Source organism: Arthrobacter sp. NPDC080086, from assembly GCF_040702285.1.
Genome location: NZ_JBFBKP010000014.1, coordinates 1 through 16,737, shown reverse-complemented (window position 1 = coordinate 16,737; position 16,737 = coordinate 1). Strand labels below are relative to the sequence as shown.

The following is a 16,737-nucleotide window of genomic DNA, read 5'->3' as shown; positions in this document are numbered from 1 at the left end:
AGGGTGCCCGACTGATACCCGAATGGGGCCGTTCTGATCACTCAGAACGGCCCCTTTCGCGTGTCCGCGGCGTTGGGCGCGTGACCTAGGCTGAAGCTATGTCCGAACTGCTGCCCGCGCGCGAACCGGCACGGAAGCTCGCCTTGCGGCCCTACGCCCGGGCCGTAGCGCAGGTGCTGCGGGTCAGTTTCCGCGCCTCGCCCGCCGCCGTCGTCATGAAGGTGGCCGGCTCGTTGATCTCGGCGCTGTTGCCGCTGGTCACCACCTACTTCGCCGCGCTGACGACGACCGCGCTGGCCGCGGCCTACGCGGGCAACGCCGCCGCCGGGCAACAGGCGATCGTCTACGTCGTCGTTACCGCCGCCCTTGGCCTGTTCTGGGGCGCGTTCAGCAGCGTGGACCGCTACATCCAGCAGCTGATGAGCTTCCGGGTCGGCGCGATCGTGGGCGACCTGATGTACGAACGGTTCCTGGCCCTGGAATTCTGGCGCTACGACGACAAGGAAACCGTGGACCTCTACGACCGGGCCAAGCGGTTCTCCGACTCCTACGCCCGGGTCCTGGACCGGATTGCCGCGATTTTCACGCAGCTGGTCTCCGTGGTGCTAGCGATCGGCGCACTCTGGCTGGTCAGCTGGTGGATCGCCGTGATCGTGCTGGTGGCGATCGTGCCCAGCGTCTACCTGCAGTTCAAGCTCTCCCGGGAGCAGATCGCCCACTGGAACACCCAGGTGGATTCGCGCCGGCAGCGGCGGATGATCGAAACCAACCTGCTGCGGCCCCAGCACATCGCCGAGATGCGGCTCTATGGGATCGTCGGCTACCTGATGGGACTCCGGTCCCGGCTCCGCGACGCCGACGAGAAACGGCGGCTGGACTTCCAGAAACGCTACATCCCGCGCCAGCTCGCGGCGGACGCGCTCCAGTACGGCGCCGAGGTGGTGGCGTTGATCTGGGTCGTCGGGCAGATCATCGCCCGGGCCCAGCCGGTCGGCCAGTTCCTGTACGTCCAGCAGATCGTCAGCCGCGCCCTGTCCACGGCGAACAACCTGGTCTCCTCCCTGAGTTCCATTGACGAGGACCTCGCCAACCTCAAGGACTACGAGCTGTTCATGGCGCTACCGGTGCACTCCGAGCACGCGCCGCCGCTGCTGCGGGCACCCCGCACCGTGGAACTGCGGGATATCCGCTTCACCTATACCGGCAGCGACCTCGAAGTCATCAAGGGCATCTCGCTGACCATCCGGCAGGGCCAGCACGTCGCGATCGTGGGGGAGAACGGCGCCGGCAAGTCCACCCTGATCCGGATCCTCGCCGGGCTGTACCACCCCGACTCGGGCCAGGTGCTGCTGGACGGCGTCGACCTCGCCGCCGTCGACGTCACCTCCTGGCACCGCCACCTGGCGGTGCTCAGCCAGGAGTTCCTGAAGTACGAGTTCGCCACCGCCGCGGAGAACATCCGCTTCGGCGACGTCGACGCCCCGCGGGACGACGCACGGATCCGCCGGGCAGCGGCAGACGCCGAGGCGCTGGACTTCATCCTCAAACTCCCCAACGGCCTGGACAACCACGTCAGCAACTGGATGGAGGACCCCCGCGGGCGCAAGGGCAGCGGCCTCTCCGGCGGGCAGTGGCAGCGGCTGGCCATGGCCCGGAACTTCTACCGGGACGCCGCCTTCATGGTGATGGACGAACCGACGTCGGCGATCGACGCGCTGGCCGAGCACCGGATCTTCACCCGGCTGTTCGCGGACCGGAGCAGCACCATCATCGCCATCAGCCACCGGCTCGCCACGATCGAGAAGGCCGACGTGGTGTACATGCTCGAGGACGGCCGCGTGGTCGAGCAGGGCACCCACAAGGACCTCGTCGCCCTGCGCGGCCGCTACTTCCGGATGTTCGAATCGCAGTTGAGTGACGCCGACGCCGGCTGACCTCCAAGAGGGGAGGACCGCAGGCTGCCCCACCGCACGGCTCAGTCTCCAGAAAGGATCGTGGTGCGGACCGTCGCCACGGCGGGCCGGGCAGGGACGCTGCTGAAGCCGAAGGTTACCGCCGGCCGGATCGGCACCAGCGCGCCCTGGTCTTCGCCGTCCCAGCGGACCCGGGCGTCGTTGATCCGGTGCAGGTCGGTGACGCCGTAGAACTCCCGCCTGCCGTTCCCGGCGGTGCCGGCGGTCCGGGCGCCGGGGCTGAGCAGGGCGGCGAGGGGGTTGATCGCGGTCAGCCAGGCCGGGTGGACGGCGAGGCGGTGAGGGACCGCCCGGAGCCCGATGCCTGTCACCGTGCGGGTGCCGATGCCTGCCTCGATTGCCAGGGGACCGGCGGCGACGGTGAGCCGGCCGCCGTCGAGCCCGGCGTCCACGTCCACAATCTGCACTTGGTCGAACTGGTAGGTGGCGGCGACAAACTCCGCCACCGCCGCGGAGGGGGCCAGCAGCAGCCGCCGTCCGGTGGCCTCCTGGACCATCACATCGGCGAAGGCGCCCAAGGGGGAGGAATGCCAGATGCCGATCACAGCACGGAAACCGGACGCGGCGCCAATCCCGGCGATGTGTCCGTCAAAAATCCAGCGCTCGGCCATGATTAGTGCCCGGCCACGGTCAGAGCGGTCCATACCCGACGGCACCGCGGGGGTCACGCCAGGTAGCCAGGTCTGCTTCCACCGCGGCACGGAGGCTCGGGTCCGTGCCGATCCTGCGGCGGAAGGATTGCCGCCCGCGGCCCAGGACCACGGCGGGGACCAGAATGCAAGCCGCCAGGAGCGCGACCATCAGGACGTAGGCGCCGGCCACCGCGGCCAGCGTTGAGCCGCCCCGGGCAGCGATGCCGGGGGAGACGAACCCCAGGATGGCTCCGAGGACTACGGCCAGCACCGCGACCATCATGATGCCGCCGCGCGCCGACCCCGGGCCGCGGGTGACCAGGCTGGCGCCGGCGTCCGGCAGCGTTGCGCGGACCCGTTTCCAGGCCACGATGCCCGGCACCGCCAACAGCACTCCGGCCGCGCCGAGAGCCAGGACCCAGGCGGGGTTTCCGGACAGGGCCGAGATGAAGGCCCCCGCCAGCAGCAGCACGGGTCCGGCGGCGATGGCAGCGCTCCAGGCCGCGGCCCGGGCTGCCTGCGCGTCGGCTAACTGGCGCAGGCGGGACGGGGCGTTCGGCGGGCTGACCCGGGCCAGTTCCGGCGAGGCCCAGTGGTCCAGGGGATGCTCGGGTCGGTCCCGGGCGAACGTTGACGGATCGGTCATGCCGGCTGCAGGCCGAGGCCCCTGCGGAGGCTGGAGTCCAGATCCTCTAGGCGGAGGGGGACCGCCTCGCTGCCGTCGTCCCCGGCGCGGAGTTCGAGGGACCCGTCCGGGTCCGCCTTCACGTGCACGGCGTGGGAGGCGCCGTCCGGGAGATGGCGCCGGAGGGTGGCCGCGGCAGGCCGCCCGTCCGGCGACGCGCCCAGGTAGAAATTCACCATCTCGACGGCGGTAACGATCATGCCCTCGGCATCGGTGAGCGGTCGCAGTTCGTGCACCCCGTATTTGCTCAGGCTGAGGATCAGGGCGCCGTCGGCGGAGCCGAAGAGGAAGTACACGTGGTCGGCCTGGGGGGTGACCAGTGCGATTTCCAGCCACGCATCGGCACCGGCCAGTGCGGCCGCCACGCTGGCGGCCTGCCCGACCGGCACCAGGGCGTCGGCCTCGACGGTCATCAGCCCCCGTTCCAGGAGCGTGCTGACCCCTGCCTGTTCCAGCGGCGCGCCGGCGGCATGGTCCAGCCGGAACAAGCGCTGGCACATCAGAGCCGCGTCGGTGCCCGCCAAAGCGACCAGGGCGATCAGTTCGTGCTCGGTGATAAGCAGGGGTGCGTCGTCTTGCGCGGTCATGACTGCCTTTCGGGCGACGGGTCTGGGGATTGGGTGGTGCCGCGGGTCTCTGTCTCTGGTCCCAGTCTAGGGAGAAGGGGGGATGGGCGGCTCAGGTGAGCCAGCCCCACACCTTTTTGGCGCCGTCGGCCACGGCGTCGGCGACATGCGTGGCGCCGTCGCCGATCATTTCCGAGGCTGAGCCGTAGCCCAACTTGCTGGCGAGCAGGCCGGCCCCGCCCCAGGCGACCCCGGCGACGGCAAAGAAGGGTCCCGCCACCGGAACGAAGCTGCCCGCGGCGAGGATGGTGGAGATGCCGCCGTCGATCTTCATCCCGGTGTTGTCCGTCGCTATTCCCTGCGCCAGTTGCAGGCCGCCGGTGATGATGCCCAACCCGCCGGACAGCCGCCCCAGCAGGGAGGTGCCGTTGAGGAGTTGGGTGCCGCGGACGTAGCCGGCTTCGGCGGCCTGGCCGTACTGGGCGCCGAGCATGGGCCAGTTGGTCAGCTTCGTGACCAGCCCGCCCTTGGCCATGGTGTCCAACAGTTTGTCCGCGTAGAGCCCGGCCGAGGTGACGGCAGCGTTCCCTGCCAACCACGGTGCCCCGCCGGCCCCGGCGATGATCGTCTCGAGGCCGGTTTCCTGCCCGGTGCCACCGGCACTGCCGGAGGCGCTGCCGGCGGGAGTGCCGGGGCGGGAGGTGCCTCCGGTGCCGGGGGTTCCCGCGGTTCCACCCTGCGCGCTGGCCGCCTCCTGCTCGTTGGCCTGGGTGAGGAGGAGCTTCGAGGCCTCCGCCAGCGACTGCGAGGCCCTGCTGAGGAGCGGCTTCAGGGTGCCGCTCCACTCGCTGCGGAACCGGCCGGCATCGGCGCCCTGCCAGGCGGCTCCCGCCACCAGGGAGTTGATCCGGCGCTCGGTGTCGGAGAGCCGCGACCCGGACAGCCCCATGGACTTTGACAAGGACCGCAACTGCTCGACGTCGGCGCCGTAAAGGCCAGGGGCCATGGATGGTCCTCCAGGAAGGGATGAATGGGGGCTGGTGTGACCCCAGCGTAGGGGACAGGCCCGCGGGACCGCCATGGGCAGCGCTGCCCATGGCGGCCGGCCGCAGGCATCCCGGGCCGGGCCTGGGATAACCTAGAGCAGTGACTTACGAGATTGAGATTGGCCGAGGCAAGCGTGGGCGTCGTGCCTACTCCCTGGATGACATTGCGATCGTCCCCAACCGCCGTACGCGTGACCCCAAGGACGTCTCCGTTTCCTGGCAGATCGATGCCTACAAGTTCGACATGCCGGTGATCGCCGCACCCATGGATTCGGCCATGTCGCCGGAAACCGCCATCGCTCTCGGCCGTCTCGGCGGCCTCGGCGTCCTGGACCTCGAAGGCCTGTGGACCCGGTACGAGGATCCGCAGCCGGTGCTGGACCAGCTGGCGGCCCTCGAAGCGGAGGACAGCTCCACCGCCGTCACCCGCCGCATGCAGGAGCTGTACCAGGCGCCGATCCAGCCCGAACTCATCACCTCCCGGCTGGCCGAGATCCGCGCCGCCGGCGTCACCGTCGCCGGGTCCCTGACCCCGCAGCGGACCCAGGAGCACTACAAGACCGTGCTGGCAGCCGGCGTCGACATCTTTGTTATCCGCGGCACCACGGTCTCCGCCGAGCACGTCTCCAAGGACCACGAGCCGCTGAACCTCAAGCAGTTCATCTACGAGCTCGACGTCCCGGTGATCGTCGGCGGGGCCGCCGGCTACACCCCCGCCCTGCACCTGATGCGCACCGGCGCCGCGGGCGTCCTGGTCGGCTTCGGCGGCGGCGCCACCACCACCACGCGGCGCGCCCTGGGCATCCACTCGCCGATGGCCTCCGCCATCTCCGACGTCGCGGCCGCCCGCCGCGACTACATGGACGAATCCGGCGGACGCTACGTCCACGTGATCGCCGACGGCGGCATGGGCACCTCGGGCGACATCGTCAAGGCCATCGCCATGGGCGCCGACGCCGTCATGCTCGGCAGCGCCCTCGCCCGCGCCGAAGAAGCCCCCGGCCGCGGCTGGCACTGGGGCCAGGAAGCCCACCACCTGGAGCTGCCGCGCGGCGACCGGGTCAACGTCGGCACCGTCGGCCCGCTCGAGGAGGTTCTCTTCGGACCTGGCCACCACACCGACGGCACCGCCAACCTGGTCGGCGCCCTGCGCCGCTCGATGGCGACCACCGGCTACTCGGACCTGAAGGAATTCCAGCGCGTCGACGTCGTCGTCTCGCCTTACGCCGGGAACTGAGCCGGCGTAGGGGGTAACCGGTCCGCCGTCCTGCCCCTGCCCATCCGCCGAACTTGGACGTAGTGTGGTGCACTACGAGGTTTGATCCGGATGGAGGCGTGAGATGAACAGTTTTCCCGGTGGTGCTCCCAAGGCCGGAGGCGCGCTCGGACCCGACGAGCGCGAAGCTTCCCTGGCCGCGTTGCGGGCAACCGCGGAGCCCGGCAAGGAACTCGACATCCTCATCGTCGGCGGTGGCATCGTCGGCGCCGGCGCCGCGCTGGACGCGGTCACCCGGGGGCTGAGCGTCGCCATCGTGGAGGCCAACGACTGGGCCGCAGGAACCTCCAGCCGGTCCTCGAAACTCATCCACGGCGGCCTGCGCTACCTGGAGATGCTCGACTTCGCCCTGGTCAAGGAGGCGCTGCACGAGCGTGGCCTGATCCTCTCGGTCCTGGCCCCGCACCTGGCCCGTCCGGTCCCGTTCCTCTACCCGCTGACCAAACGCTTCGTGGAACGGCCCTACGTCGGCTCCGGCATCGCCCTGTACGACGCCATGTCCATCACCGGCGGGCACAGCCGCGGCGTCCCCTTCCACAAGCACCTGAGCCGGCGGGGAACGCTGCGGGCCGCCCCCAGCCTGAAAAACGACGCCTTCGTCGGCTCCATCCGCTACTACGACGGCCAGGTCGACGACGCCAAGTACGTCGCGAACCTCATCCGGACCGCCGCCTACTACGGCGCGCATGCCGTGAACCAGATGGCCGTTGTGGACTTCCTCCGGGAGGGCGAGCGGGTGGTCGGCGCCAAGGTAGTCGACCACGAGGACGGCTCCAGCTTCAACATCCGCGCCAAGCAGGTCATCAACGCCACCGGGGTGTGGACCGACGAGACCCAGGCCATGGTCACGGACCGCGGCCAGCTGAAGGTCCGCGCGTCCAAGGGCATCCACCTGGTGGTGCCCCGCGACCGGTTCCAGTCCACCGTCGGACTGATCCTGCGGACCGAGAAATCGGTGCTGTTCGTCATTCCCTGGGGCCGGCACTGGATCATCGGCACCACCGACACCGACTGGAACCTGGACAAGGCGCATCCTGCGGCCTCCAGCAAGGACATCGACTACATCCTCGAGCACGTCAACAAGGTGCTGAAGCGGCCGCTGACCCGGGAGGACGTCGAGGGCGTCTACGCCGGCCTGCGGCCCCTGCTGGCGGGGGAGAGCGACTCCACCGCCAAGCTCTCCCGGGAACACATCGTGGCGCACCCGGTACCCGGCCTTGTCGTCGTCGCCGGCGGCAAGTGGACCACCTACCGCGTGATGGCCAAGGACGCCGTGGACGAGGCCACCCGCACCATGGACGAACGCGTCCCGCCGTCGTGCACGGAGTCCATCCCGCTGCTGGGCGCCAGCGGCTTCAAGGCGGCGTGGAACAAGCGCAGCCGGATGGCCGAGGAGACCGGGGTGCACGTGGCCCGGGTCGAACACCTGCTCAACCGGTACGGCTCGATGGCCCCGGAAGTCCTGGCCCTCATAGCAGAGAACCCCGAGCTTGCCGAGCCGCTGCCCGGGGCCGACGACTACCTGGGCGCCGAGGCGGTCTACGCGGCCAAGTTCGAGGGCGCCCGGCACGTGCAGGACGTCCTGACCCGCCGGACCCGGATCTCGATCGAGGCCTGGGACCGCGGTGTGTCAGCCGCGCCGGTAGTCGCTAAACTCATGGGTGAAGTTCTCGGCTGGAGCGATGCGCAGCGCGAGAGCGAAATCAAGCACTACCTGGCCCGGGTGGACGCCGAACGGCTCAGCCAGGAACAGCCGGACGACGAATCCGCCGACGCCGCACGGCTGGGTGTGGAGGACATCGTCCCGTTGCGCTGACCCGGGCGGGAACGGCCCCAGCCGGCCGGCGTGCACGAAGCCAAACCGAAGGGACAGCTCTTGGCGGAACCACTGGACCGGTACGATGCCGACCTCACCACGCCGCAGATGGTGATCCTGGAGCTGGACGCCGCCGACAAGTACGACGCCTCCGCCCAGCTCGCGCAGCGGATGTTCGAGGCGGGCCGGATCTCGGACCTGGAGGGCTTTCTCTCCCATGTCAACGCCCGGGAACACCAGATGGCCACCGGCCTGCCCGGCGGCGTGGGGCTGCCGCACGCCCGCAGCGAGTTCGTTTCCCGCACCTCGATCGCCGTGGGCATCACCAAGTACGGCAAGGCGCTGGACTTCGGCGCCGCCGACGGTCCAGCCACCGTGGTGCTGCTGATCGCGACGCCGGCGAGTTCGTTCTCCGACCACCTTGAGGTCCTCGCCACGCTGGCCCGCTCCCTGTCCAAGGAATCCTTCCGGGAGTCCCTGCGCCGGGCCTACGACCCGGAAGTCATCGCCGAACTGATCAACTCCTCCCTGGTGTTCTTCGACCACTAAGAGTGGGGCAGGCCCTTTCGTGTCGACTTCGTCGCCACGCAGGGACCGGGCTGCTCCACTCTAGGGGCAGCCGGGACTCCCAGGCCCGTTTCGGTCTTCTACAGGCGGACGAAGTACGGTTAAGGGGTGTTGAAAACCGCCCTCAAACCCCGCTGGATCGCCGGCCTGGTCTTTGCGCTGGTGATCTCGGGGGTCTTCGTGCTGCTGAGCCAGTGGCAGTTCGGCCGCTCCACGCGGTCCGAGGCGCCGGTTTCCACCGCCACCGAAGACCCGAAACCGCTGACCGCCGTCCTCAAACCCGGCGAGTTCTTCCCCGGCACCGCGGCCGACCAGGTGGTTACCGCCACCGGCCACTACGACCCGCAGAAGCAGGTCCTGGTCCCCGGACGGGTCAAGGACGGCGCCAAGGGGTACTGGATTGTCACCGGCTTCGCCGTCCAGGGGGCCCCCGTGCTGATCGGTGCCGGCGGAAGCCCCGAAACCTGGCTGGCCGTTGCCCGCGGCTGGGTTGCCGATCCCGCGGACGCGGCCGCGCCGCCCTCGGGCACCATCGCCCTGACCGGGCGGCTGATACCGTCCGAGGCACCCGTCCCCAACACCGACCCGGGTCCCGGCCGGGCGACCGCCGTTTCCACGGCCGAGCTGATCAACGTCTGGAATGTCAGCAGCTACCCCGGCTTCGTCGCCGCCAGCGCCGAGCGCGCCGGCGGGGCCAACGTCGCCGTTGCCGCGCCGGCGAAGGCCCTGGACATCGGCCCCCAGCCGCCGCAACAGAGCATCAACTGGCTGAACCTCTTCTACGCCGCCGAATGGGTGGTGTTCGCCGGGTTCGCCCTCTTCATCTGGTGGCGGCTGGTCAAGGACGACTACCGCCGGGATCTCGAGGACGCCCTCGACGAGCAGGAACGCGAGCAGTCCGAACGACAGGACCCGCCGCACCCGGACACCGACACCCCGTCCACCCACACCACCACCGACCCGAGAGTGCAATCATGATTGAGCCCAAACCGGCCATCGACCCGCAGCAGCCCGCCGGACCGGGACGACCCGCCGGCAAGAAGCGCCGCTTCGGCGGAACCGAGGCCCAGATCCGCTCCGCGCTGAAGTTCTACAAGGTGTTGGCCTACCTCACCGGTTCCATGCTGCTGCTGTTGTGCGCCGAGCTGATCGCCCGCTACGTCTTCGGCCAGTACCTCTTCGCCGGCGGCACCAACGCGGTCACCGGGCAACCGTTCGGCTTCGGGTTCGCCGACGCCGACCCGGCCGGCGTTATCGGCGGCGTCAACGTCTCGGTCACCGTGCTGATCGTGCACGGCTGGATGTACGTGGTCTACCTGATGTCCAACTTCCGCCTCTGGTCCCTGATGCGCTGGCCCTTCGGCAAGATGATCATCCTGGCCCTCGGCGGCGTCGTGCCGTTCCTCTCGTTCTTCGTGGAGAAGAAGTTCCACGCCGAGGTCGAAGCCGAACTGGCCGCCAACCCGCAGGCACCACAGCGCTATTAAGCCCTTTCTCGGCCCCCGCGCCGCCGCAGACCGTCCGCCACGGTTCGCCGCTGACCTTCACCGGCCGCGCGTGACGCGGCCGGCCTGTGAGTTCGCTTACCCGCCGCACCGCGAATGTGCGGGGGAGCGGGGGCGCAAAGTAGGCTAGAGGGGTGACCACACCCACTGCATCCCAGACGTCCCAAAGGCCGGTCCTGGTTGTTGACTACGGTGCCCAGTACGCGCAGCTGATTGCCCGCCGCGTCCGGGAAGCGAATGTGTATTCGGAAGTTGTTCCGCATACCTACAGCACCGAGCAGCTGCTGGCCAAGAACCCCGCCGCGATCATCCTCTCCGGTGGCCCGTCCAGCGTTTACGCCGAGGGCGCCCCCGGCGTGGGCGCAGACCTGTTCGACGCCGGCGTCCCGGTCTTCGGCATCTGCTACGGCTTCCAAGCCATGGCGAACGCCCTGGGCGGCAAGGTGGCCCGCACCGGCCTTCGCGAGTACGGCGCCACGGAGACCACCGTCCTGGGTGAGGGCCGCTCCATCCTCGAAGGCATGCCGCAGCACCAGAGCACCTGGATGAGCCACGGGGACTCCGTGCACGAAGCGCCGGAGGGCTTCGAGGTCCTGGCCACGACGGCCGGCGCCGACGTCGCCGCCTTCGCCAACGAGGAGAAGTGCCTCTACGGCGTGCAGTGGCACCCCGAGGTCAAGCACTCCGCCTACGGCCAGCAGGTCCTGGAGAACTTCCTCTTCAAGGGTGCCAAGCTGGAACCGAACTGGACCACCGGCAACATCCTTGAGGAGCAGGTCGCCCGGATCCGCGAGCAGGTCGGCGACGCCCGGGTCATCTGCGGCCTCTCCGGCGGCGTGGATTCCGCCGTGGCGGCCGCCCTGGTCCAGCGCGCCGTCGGCGACCAGCTCACCTGTGTCTTCGTCGACCACGGCCTGCTGCGTGAAGGCGAAGCCGAACAGGTGGAGCGCGACTTCGTCGCCGCCACCGGCGTCAAGCTCTACGTCGCCAATGAGCAGGAACGCTTCCAGGCCGCCCTGGCCGGTGTCAGCGACCCCGAGACCAAGCGCAAGATCATCGGCCGCGAATTCATTCGTGCCTTCGAGGAGGCCGAGCGGGCAATCGTCGCCGAGGCGGCAGCGCACGGCGACAAGATCAAGTTCCTGGTCCAGGGCACGCTGTACCCGGACGTCGTCGAATCCGGCGGCGGCGAGGGCGCGGCCAACATCAAGAGCCACCACAACGTCGGCGGCCTGCCCGAGGACCTGCAGTTCGAGCTCGTCGAACCGCTGCGCGCCCTGTTCAAGGACGAGGTGCGCGCCGTTGGCGCCCAGCTCGGCCTGCCGCAGGAAATCGTCGGCCGCCAGCCCTTCCCGGGCCCCGGCCTCGGCATCCGCATCGTCGGTGAAGTAACGAAGGAACGCCTCGACCTGCTGCGCAAGGCCGACGCGATTGCCCGCGCCGAGCTGACCGCCGCCGGCCTCGACAACGAGGTCTGGCAGATGCCCGTGGTACTGCTGGCCGACGTCCGCAGCGTCGGCGTGCAGGGCGACGGCCGCACCTACGGCCACCCGATCGTGCTGCGCCCGGTCTCCTCCGAGGACGCCATGACCGCGGACTGGTCGCGGCTCCCGTACGACCTGCTGGCCCGGATCTCGAACCGGATTACCAACGAGGTCGACGGCGTGAACCGGGTGGTGCTGGATGTGACCAGCAAGCCGCCGGGAACCATCGAGTGGGAATAGCCTTGTAAAGGGCCGGCCTCTCCGGAGGCCGGCCCTTGGCGTTTAATCCTCCGGCCGGTGGAGAGGAATCGACCGCACTATTTTGGCCCCTGCCAGTGTTGCGGCCCCTCCCGGCGGGCCGATCCGGGCTACGCTCGAAGGCATGCCGGTATGGTCCAGGGCGTTCCGCGCGAACACAGAAACCGTGAGCACAGAAAAGAAGGCAGAAGTGTCAGTTGGTCAAGGCCACCCCGAAGGCTCCGAGGAGTTCAGGAAATGGCTGTCGGGACTGAAGCCCGTCACGGGCCCCGACACGATGCTGCGCTTCACAAAGACGCCCGAGGGTTCCATCGACCTGACCCATGCCCACCCGTCGGGCCTGGCGCAGCTGATGGCCGGGCGGCGCACGCGGCTGTCCACCCTCATCCGTGACCGCCAGCAGTACGTCGTGGCGGCGCGCGCCTCCCGGAACCTGCGCTCGAAGATCTTTGAGCTGGCCAACGACCGGGGCATCGACGCGGGGTACCTCTCGGCCGGCACCGTCGTCTGGACCTCGGCCGTCGGCGGGAAGCCGCAGCGGGTCTCCGCTCCGGTCATGCTCACGGCCGTGTCCCTCACGGTCCGTCCCGGCGAAGACGACTACGAGCTGCAACTTACAGAGCAGGCCCGGATCAACCCGGCACTGGTCCGTCACCTGAAGACCATCCACGGCATCGTCTTCGACGTCAACGCCGTGACGCGGATGGCCTACAGCACCGCCCGTTTCGACCCGCTGCCCGTCCTGGACCGGCTCGCGACACTGATCCAGCCGATCCACGGCGCCGAGGTGGAGCACAACCTCCTCGTCTCCACCTTCGCCGATCTCTCCGGCAACCTCGACGACCCGTGGATCAACCCGGAGAACAAGCTCATTGCCGCCCTTGGCCGCGTGGCGGCAGGCGACTCCGTGGAGGTACCCGAGCTCAAGGACGGCCGCTTCGCCAGCACGGACGAGCGGAACCCCGCCGATGAGCTTCTGCTCCTCGACGCGGACTCCGACCAGCAATACGTGGTGGATGCCGTCCGTGCCGGCGACTCCCTGGTGGTCAGCGCCCCTCCGGGAACCGGACAAACCCAGACCGCGATCAACACCATCGGCGCCCTCGTCGACGAGGGCAAAAGCGTGCTGGTGGTGGGGGACCGCCGCGCCAGCCTGGGCGAGGTCTCCGCGCAGCTCGAAGCCCTGGGCCTGGACTCGATGCTGGTGCAGCTGGCCGGGAGCACCACCCCGCTCCAGCTCAAGGGCCAGCTGGTGCGCGCGATCGTGCGCAACGAGAAGTCCCTCGAACCGCAGCTGAAGAACCTGCACGCCACCCTGACTGAGCACCGGCACGCGCTGATGGACCACGTGGCCTCCCTGCACAACGTGCGGGAGCGCTGGGGCTGCTCCCCGTACGAGGCGATGCAATCGCTCGCGGCCCTGACCGCGATCCATCCCGCCCCGGCGACCACCGTCAGGCTCAAGCGCAGCGTCCTTGATAACATCCGCGACCGCGCGGAACTGGCCGAGCGGCTGCGGCGAGCCGCGGAACTGGGCAGCTTCAGCCGGGCCTCGACCCTGAGCCCGTGGCACGGCGCCCGTTTGCTGACCCGCAAGGAAACCCAGGAAGCGCAGCAGGTGGCGCGCTCTGTCGCGGAGAAGCTGCCGAGGCTCCGCGACCGTATGAACGAGGTCGCCGAGCACGCCGAAATCCGGCTGGGGGACACCTTTGCCGAGTGGGGCGACCAGATCGACCTGCTGGTCGCCGTGCGGGGAAGCCTGGACAAATTCACCCCCGACATCTTCGACCGTCCGGTCCACGACCTGATCTCGGCCACTGCTTCCTCGTCGTGGCGACGGGAGCGCAGCATTGATATGCCCTCCATGCAGCGGTCGCGGCTGCGGCGGGTCGCGAAGGAGTACGTCCGGCCCGGCGTCCACATTGCCGACCTGCACAGTTCGCTGGTCCTGGTGCAGGAGCAGCGGGCGGCGTGGTCGGGGTACGCCACCACGCAGCGGCACCCCGCGGTGCCGTCCGGGTTGGGCGAGCTGTCGGGGCTGTACCGGGAACTGGACGGCGAGCTCAAGGACCTCGGCGAGGCCGTCAGGTATACCCGCGACGGCGGCGACGTGCAGAATACGCCGTACCCGGAGCTGCTCGACCGGCTGACCCGCCTGGTGGCGGACACCGGCACCCTTGAGACCCTGCCCGAACGCACGCTGCTGATTGAAAACATGCGCGAGCACGGCCTGGGTGAGCTGCTGGCGGATCTTGCCGAGCGTGAGGTCTCCGCGGACTCCGTCGCCGCCGAACTCGAGCTCGCCTGGTGGCAGTCCGCGCTGGAGGCGATGATCAGCGGGGACGACTACCTCGCCATGTCCGACGGCGATGCCCTCCGGCAGCTGGAGGCGGAATACCGCCTCGCGGACAACGCCCATATCGCCAGCGGCGCTGCCCGGCTCCGGTGGAAGCTCGCGGAGCGCTGGCGGGCGGCGCTGGCAGAGCACCCGCGGCAAGCCGAACTGCTGCGGAGCCTGCTCAAGGACGGCCGGGTCACGCCGGCGGCGCTCACCGCCCAGTCTGCCGAACTCATCCCCATGCTCGTGCCCGTCTGGTCCATCAGCCCGTACCTGATGACGAGCCTGCTGCCCGCCGAACGGCACTTCGACGCGGTGGTGATCCTCGACGCCGAGGCGACCTCCCTGCAGGCAGTGCTCCCCGCGGTCGCGCGGTCCCGCCAGGTTATTGCCTTCGGCGATGACAGGATCGCCAGCCCGCGAACCTTTACCGTGGGTGTCGAGCGGCTCGCGGCGGGAGAGAGCTCCCACCACCGCGTCGATAGCGCCTACCAGAGCCTGGCGGCGGTGCTGCCGGTGCGCAGGCTCCGGACCGTCTACCGAGCCGTGGACGAGGATCTGGTCCGGCAGCTGAGTAAGAACTTCTACGGCGGCGAACTCCGGCGGCTGCCCGAGGGGCAGTCCGCAACCGGGCTGGACCGCGCCCTCACGGTCGAATACCTGCCGGACGGAACGGGTCTCCCAAGCGCTGACCAGGACGGCGTCGAGTCCGTCCTGGCCGAAGTGAACCGGGTTGTGGAACTTGTCTTCGACCACGCGAGGCTGCGTCCGAGGACCTCCCTCGCCGTCGTCACCGGCAGCCTGCGGCACGCCGCCCGGATCGGCGAGGCCATCCGACTGCAGCTGCCGAACTACCCGCTGCTGGCGGGCTTCTTCACCGCGGGCACCGAATCGTTCCGCGTGGTCGACCTCGAACGGGCGCAAGGCCTGGTCCGCGACCGGGTGATCTTCTCGCCCGGTTACGGCCGCACGCCGCACGGCCGCGCGCTGCACAGCCTGGGGCCCCTGTCCGTCGAAGGCGGCCGCGCCAAGTTCGCACTGGCGATGACCCGTGCCCGGCGCTCCCTCCACGTGCTCACCTGCTTCCGGCCCGAGGATCTGGACAGCTCCCGGCTGAGCCACGGGGCCGTTGACTTCTACGAGCTGATCGACCGGGAGATTGCCGGCAACTCGGACCTGGGCAGCCCCGCGTCCCGCGCCGCCGCCAGCGAGCAGGCGCTAGGTGCGGACCCGTTGGTCACGGACCTCGGCGACAGGCTCCGCGCCCGCGGCGCCCGCGTCTGGCACCAGTACGACGGAGCCCTGGACATGGTGGCGGCTGCGGATCCACTGCACACGATTGGACAGGACGACGCCGACATCCCGCGTCCGGTGGCCATCGAATCCGACGGAACCGAGCGTTACCGGCGGATGACCGTCCGCGAACGCAGCCGGCTCCGGCCGCAGCTGCTGGAACGCCTGGGCTGGCGCTACATGGCGCTGTGGACCATCGAGGTCTTTACCGATCCCTCCGTGTGCGCGGACCGGATTGGCGGGTACCTTGGATTGGAGAAGCCGGTGGCGTCCTCCCGGATCGGGACCGCTCCGGGCTTCTCGGACGACATGGAAAGTTTCGGGCTCGAGAGCGCCCGGGACGCGTATGCGGCCACCGGCCAGGCGCCCACCGCCTGGGCCGCCGCGGCGCACCAGCAGGAATTTACGAGCAGTACTAAGGAGGCGGACGTGACCAGTCACCAGAGCGCCGCAAACGACAACCGGAACCATCCCGGCGAAGCCCACGGGGAACCCGCCACGGCGGCCACCATCGATACCGACAGGGCAGCCCGGGCCGGGGAGGGCCGGAGTGCCGGTACCCCGGATCAGGACGCGGACCGGACTGCAGCCAGTGCTTCCGGTCAGCCGTCCCGGGCCGAAGGCGCCGCTGCACACAGCGCGTCCCCGGCAGGGATCCTTCCCACCAAAGCCGCGGAGGATGATCCCCGACGCTGGGGCGACGAGCCCGGCGGGTATGACCACGACGCCTGGCTGCAGGAACAGAAGCCGCCGCACTGGGGCTGACACCAGGGGCGGGGCAGCGCCGGCGCGGGACGGTGAGCAACAGCACGCCCGCAGCGTGACTACGGCCCACCGGGACCAACGAGGACAAAAAATAACTGTCCCTGCGTCGACGCGCCGGCAAGCTTCCTGGACTGCTCGGGGTCGGCCGCAACCACCATCAGCCCGTCCGTATCGCCGACGTCGAGCCATTGCCCGGACCTGCCGCCACGGGCGGAGGTCCAGAGCACCGGGACGCGCGCGGCCAGAATCTCCGACGTTGCCGCCTGCTCAAACCCATTGCCGCCGGTCAGCACGATGTTGACCAGCTGACCGGGGGAGACCAGCTGGATCGAGGCGGGATCAGCCATGCGCAACGGTACGGCGGCGGAACCGGGTGGGCTCCCGGTCAAGAGGCCGGGTCCGACAAAGAACGATGAGCTCAGCAACTGCCCCCGGCTCAACGCGATGCCCAGCTGCTGCCCCTCGGCCGTCGACGGGTCAATGGCCGCGTCAGGTAAAACCCCCGGCGGAACCTGGACTGCGTTGAGATCCCC

Annotated in this window: 13 protein-coding genes; 8 read left to right on the top strand and 5 right to left on the bottom strand. The window is 69.5% G+C overall.

The features are described 5' to 3' along the window. Nucleotides 1-98 precede the first annotated feature (98 nt). Entirely contained in the window at nucleotides 99-1,934 is a 1,836-nt protein-coding gene (locus AB0305_RS07400; RefSeq protein WP_364133216.1) for an ABC transporter ATP-binding protein, read from the top strand. A gap of 41 nt (nucleotides 1,935-1,975) precedes the next feature. Here the strand turns inward: AB0305_RS07400 and AB0305_RS07395 are convergent, their stop codons facing one another. The 4 genes from AB0305_RS07395 to AB0305_RS07380 all read right to left on the bottom strand — a co-directional run bounded on the left by AB0305_RS07395 (nucleotide 1,976) and on the right by AB0305_RS07380 (nucleotide 4,862). Further along, nucleotides 1,976-2,617 (bottom strand): hypothetical protein, encoded by a 642-nt coding sequence (locus AB0305_RS07395; RefSeq protein ID WP_366172289.1) that lies wholly within the window; start codon nucleotides 2,615-2,617, stop codon nucleotides 1,976-1,978. Then, nucleotides 2,604-3,251 (bottom strand): hypothetical protein, encoded by a 648-nt coding sequence (locus AB0305_RS07390; RefSeq protein ID WP_364133210.1) that lies wholly within the window; start codon nucleotides 3,249-3,251, stop codon nucleotides 2,604-2,606. Before AB0305_RS07390 ends, AB0305_RS07395 begins: the two co-directional genes overlap by 14 nt. Further along, the gene (locus AB0305_RS07385) at nucleotides 3,248-3,877 is read right to left on the bottom strand and encodes a hypothetical protein (RefSeq protein ID WP_364133208.1); all 630 of its coding nucleotides are present in this window, start codon (nucleotides 3,875-3,877) and stop codon (nucleotides 3,248-3,250) included. Before AB0305_RS07385 ends, AB0305_RS07390 begins: the two co-directional genes overlap by 4 nt. Before the next feature lie 91 nt (nucleotides 3,878-3,968). Beyond that, nucleotides 3,969-4,862 (bottom strand): hypothetical protein, encoded by an 894-nt coding sequence (locus AB0305_RS07380; RefSeq protein ID WP_364133205.1) that lies wholly within the window; start codon nucleotides 4,860-4,862, stop codon nucleotides 3,969-3,971. Between the two features lie 140 nt (nucleotides 4,863-5,002). On the opposite strand from AB0305_RS07380, the gene AB0305_RS07375 reads away from it, so the two are divergent. The 7 genes from AB0305_RS07375 to AB0305_RS07345 all read left to right on the top strand — a co-directional run bounded on the left by AB0305_RS07375 (nucleotide 5,003) and on the right by AB0305_RS07345 (nucleotide 16,204). Then, the gene (locus AB0305_RS07375; RefSeq protein WP_290255852.1) at nucleotides 5,003-6,139 is read left to right on the top strand and encodes a GuaB3 family IMP dehydrogenase-related protein; all 1,137 of its coding nucleotides are present in this window, start codon (nucleotides 5,003-5,005) and stop codon (nucleotides 6,137-6,139) included. 103 nt (nucleotides 6,140-6,242) lie between these two features. Then, nucleotides 6,243-7,994: a glycerol-3-phosphate dehydrogenase/oxidase gene (locus AB0305_RS07370; RefSeq protein ID WP_290255851.1), complete on the top strand. Its 1,752-nt coding sequence runs from the start codon at nucleotides 6,243-6,245 to the stop codon at nucleotides 7,992-7,994. Nucleotides 7,995-8,054: 60 nt separating this feature from the next. Then, a complete protein-coding gene (locus AB0305_RS07365; RefSeq protein ID WP_290255850.1) occupies nucleotides 8,055-8,543 on the top strand; it encodes a PTS sugar transporter subunit IIA in 489 nt (162 codons plus the stop codon). Nucleotides 8,544-8,669: 126 nt separating this feature from the next. Next, on the top strand, nucleotides 8,670-9,539 hold the full coding sequence (locus AB0305_RS07360; protein ID WP_364133202.1) for an SURF1 family protein: 870 nt from the start codon (nucleotides 8,670-8,672) through the stop codon (nucleotides 9,537-9,539). Beyond that, nucleotides 9,536-10,048: a DUF3817 domain-containing protein gene (locus tag AB0305_RS07355; RefSeq protein ID WP_290255848.1), complete on the top strand. Its 513-nt coding sequence runs from the start codon at nucleotides 9,536-9,538 to the stop codon at nucleotides 10,046-10,048. The genes AB0305_RS07360 and AB0305_RS07355 overlap by 4 nt, the downstream gene beginning before the upstream one ends. Before the next feature lie 152 nt (nucleotides 10,049-10,200). Then, a complete protein-coding gene (gene guaA / locus AB0305_RS07350; protein ID WP_364133200.1) occupies nucleotides 10,201-11,790 on the top strand; it encodes a glutamine-hydrolyzing GMP synthase in 1,590 nt (529 codons plus the stop codon). Between the two features lie 142 nt (nucleotides 11,791-11,932). Next, complete coding sequence (locus AB0305_RS07345; protein ID WP_366172284.1) at nucleotides 11,933-16,204, top strand: DUF4011 domain-containing protein; 4,272 nt, start codon at nucleotides 11,933-11,935, stop codon at nucleotides 16,202-16,204. Nucleotides 16,205-16,263: 59 nt separating this feature from the next. Here the strand turns inward: AB0305_RS07345 and AB0305_RS07340 are convergent. Then, the coding region (locus AB0305_RS07340; protein ID WP_366172282.1) for an RcpC/CpaB family pilus assembly protein at nucleotides 16,264-16,737 on the bottom strand (474 nt) is incomplete at its 5' end.

Bases quoted from the DNA above. Each gene is read 5' to 3' on its own strand.
- AB0305_RS07370 (WP_290255851.1), top strand. From the start codon at position 6,243: ATGAACAGTTTTCCCGGTGGTGCTCCCAAGGCCGGAGGCGCGCTCGGA.
- AB0305_RS07390 (WP_364133210.1), bottom strand. From the start codon at position 3,251: ATGACCGATCCGTCAACGTTCGCCCGGGACCGACCCGAGCATCCCCTG.
- AB0305_RS07355 (WP_290255848.1), top strand. From the start codon at position 9,536: ATGATTGAGCCCAAACCGGCCATCGACCCGCAGCAGCCCGCCGGACCG.
- AB0305_RS07385 (WP_364133208.1), bottom strand. From the start codon at position 3,877: ATGACCGCGCAAGACGACGCACCCCTGCTTATCACCGAGCACGAACTG.
- AB0305_RS07400 (WP_364133216.1), top strand. From the start codon at position 99: ATGTCCGAACTGCTGCCCGCGCGCGAACCGGCACGGAAGCTCGCCTTG.
- AB0305_RS07395 (WP_366172289.1), bottom strand. From the start codon at position 2,617: ATGGACCGCTCTGACCGTGGCCGGGCACTAATCATGGCCGAGCGCTGG.
- AB0305_RS07345 (WP_366172284.1), top strand. From the start codon at position 11,933: ATGCCGGTATGGTCCAGGGCGTTCCGCGCGAACACAGAAACCGTGAGC.
- AB0305_RS07380 (WP_364133205.1), bottom strand. From the start codon at position 4,862: ATGGCCCCTGGCCTTTACGGCGCCGACGTCGAGCAGTTGCGGTCCTTG.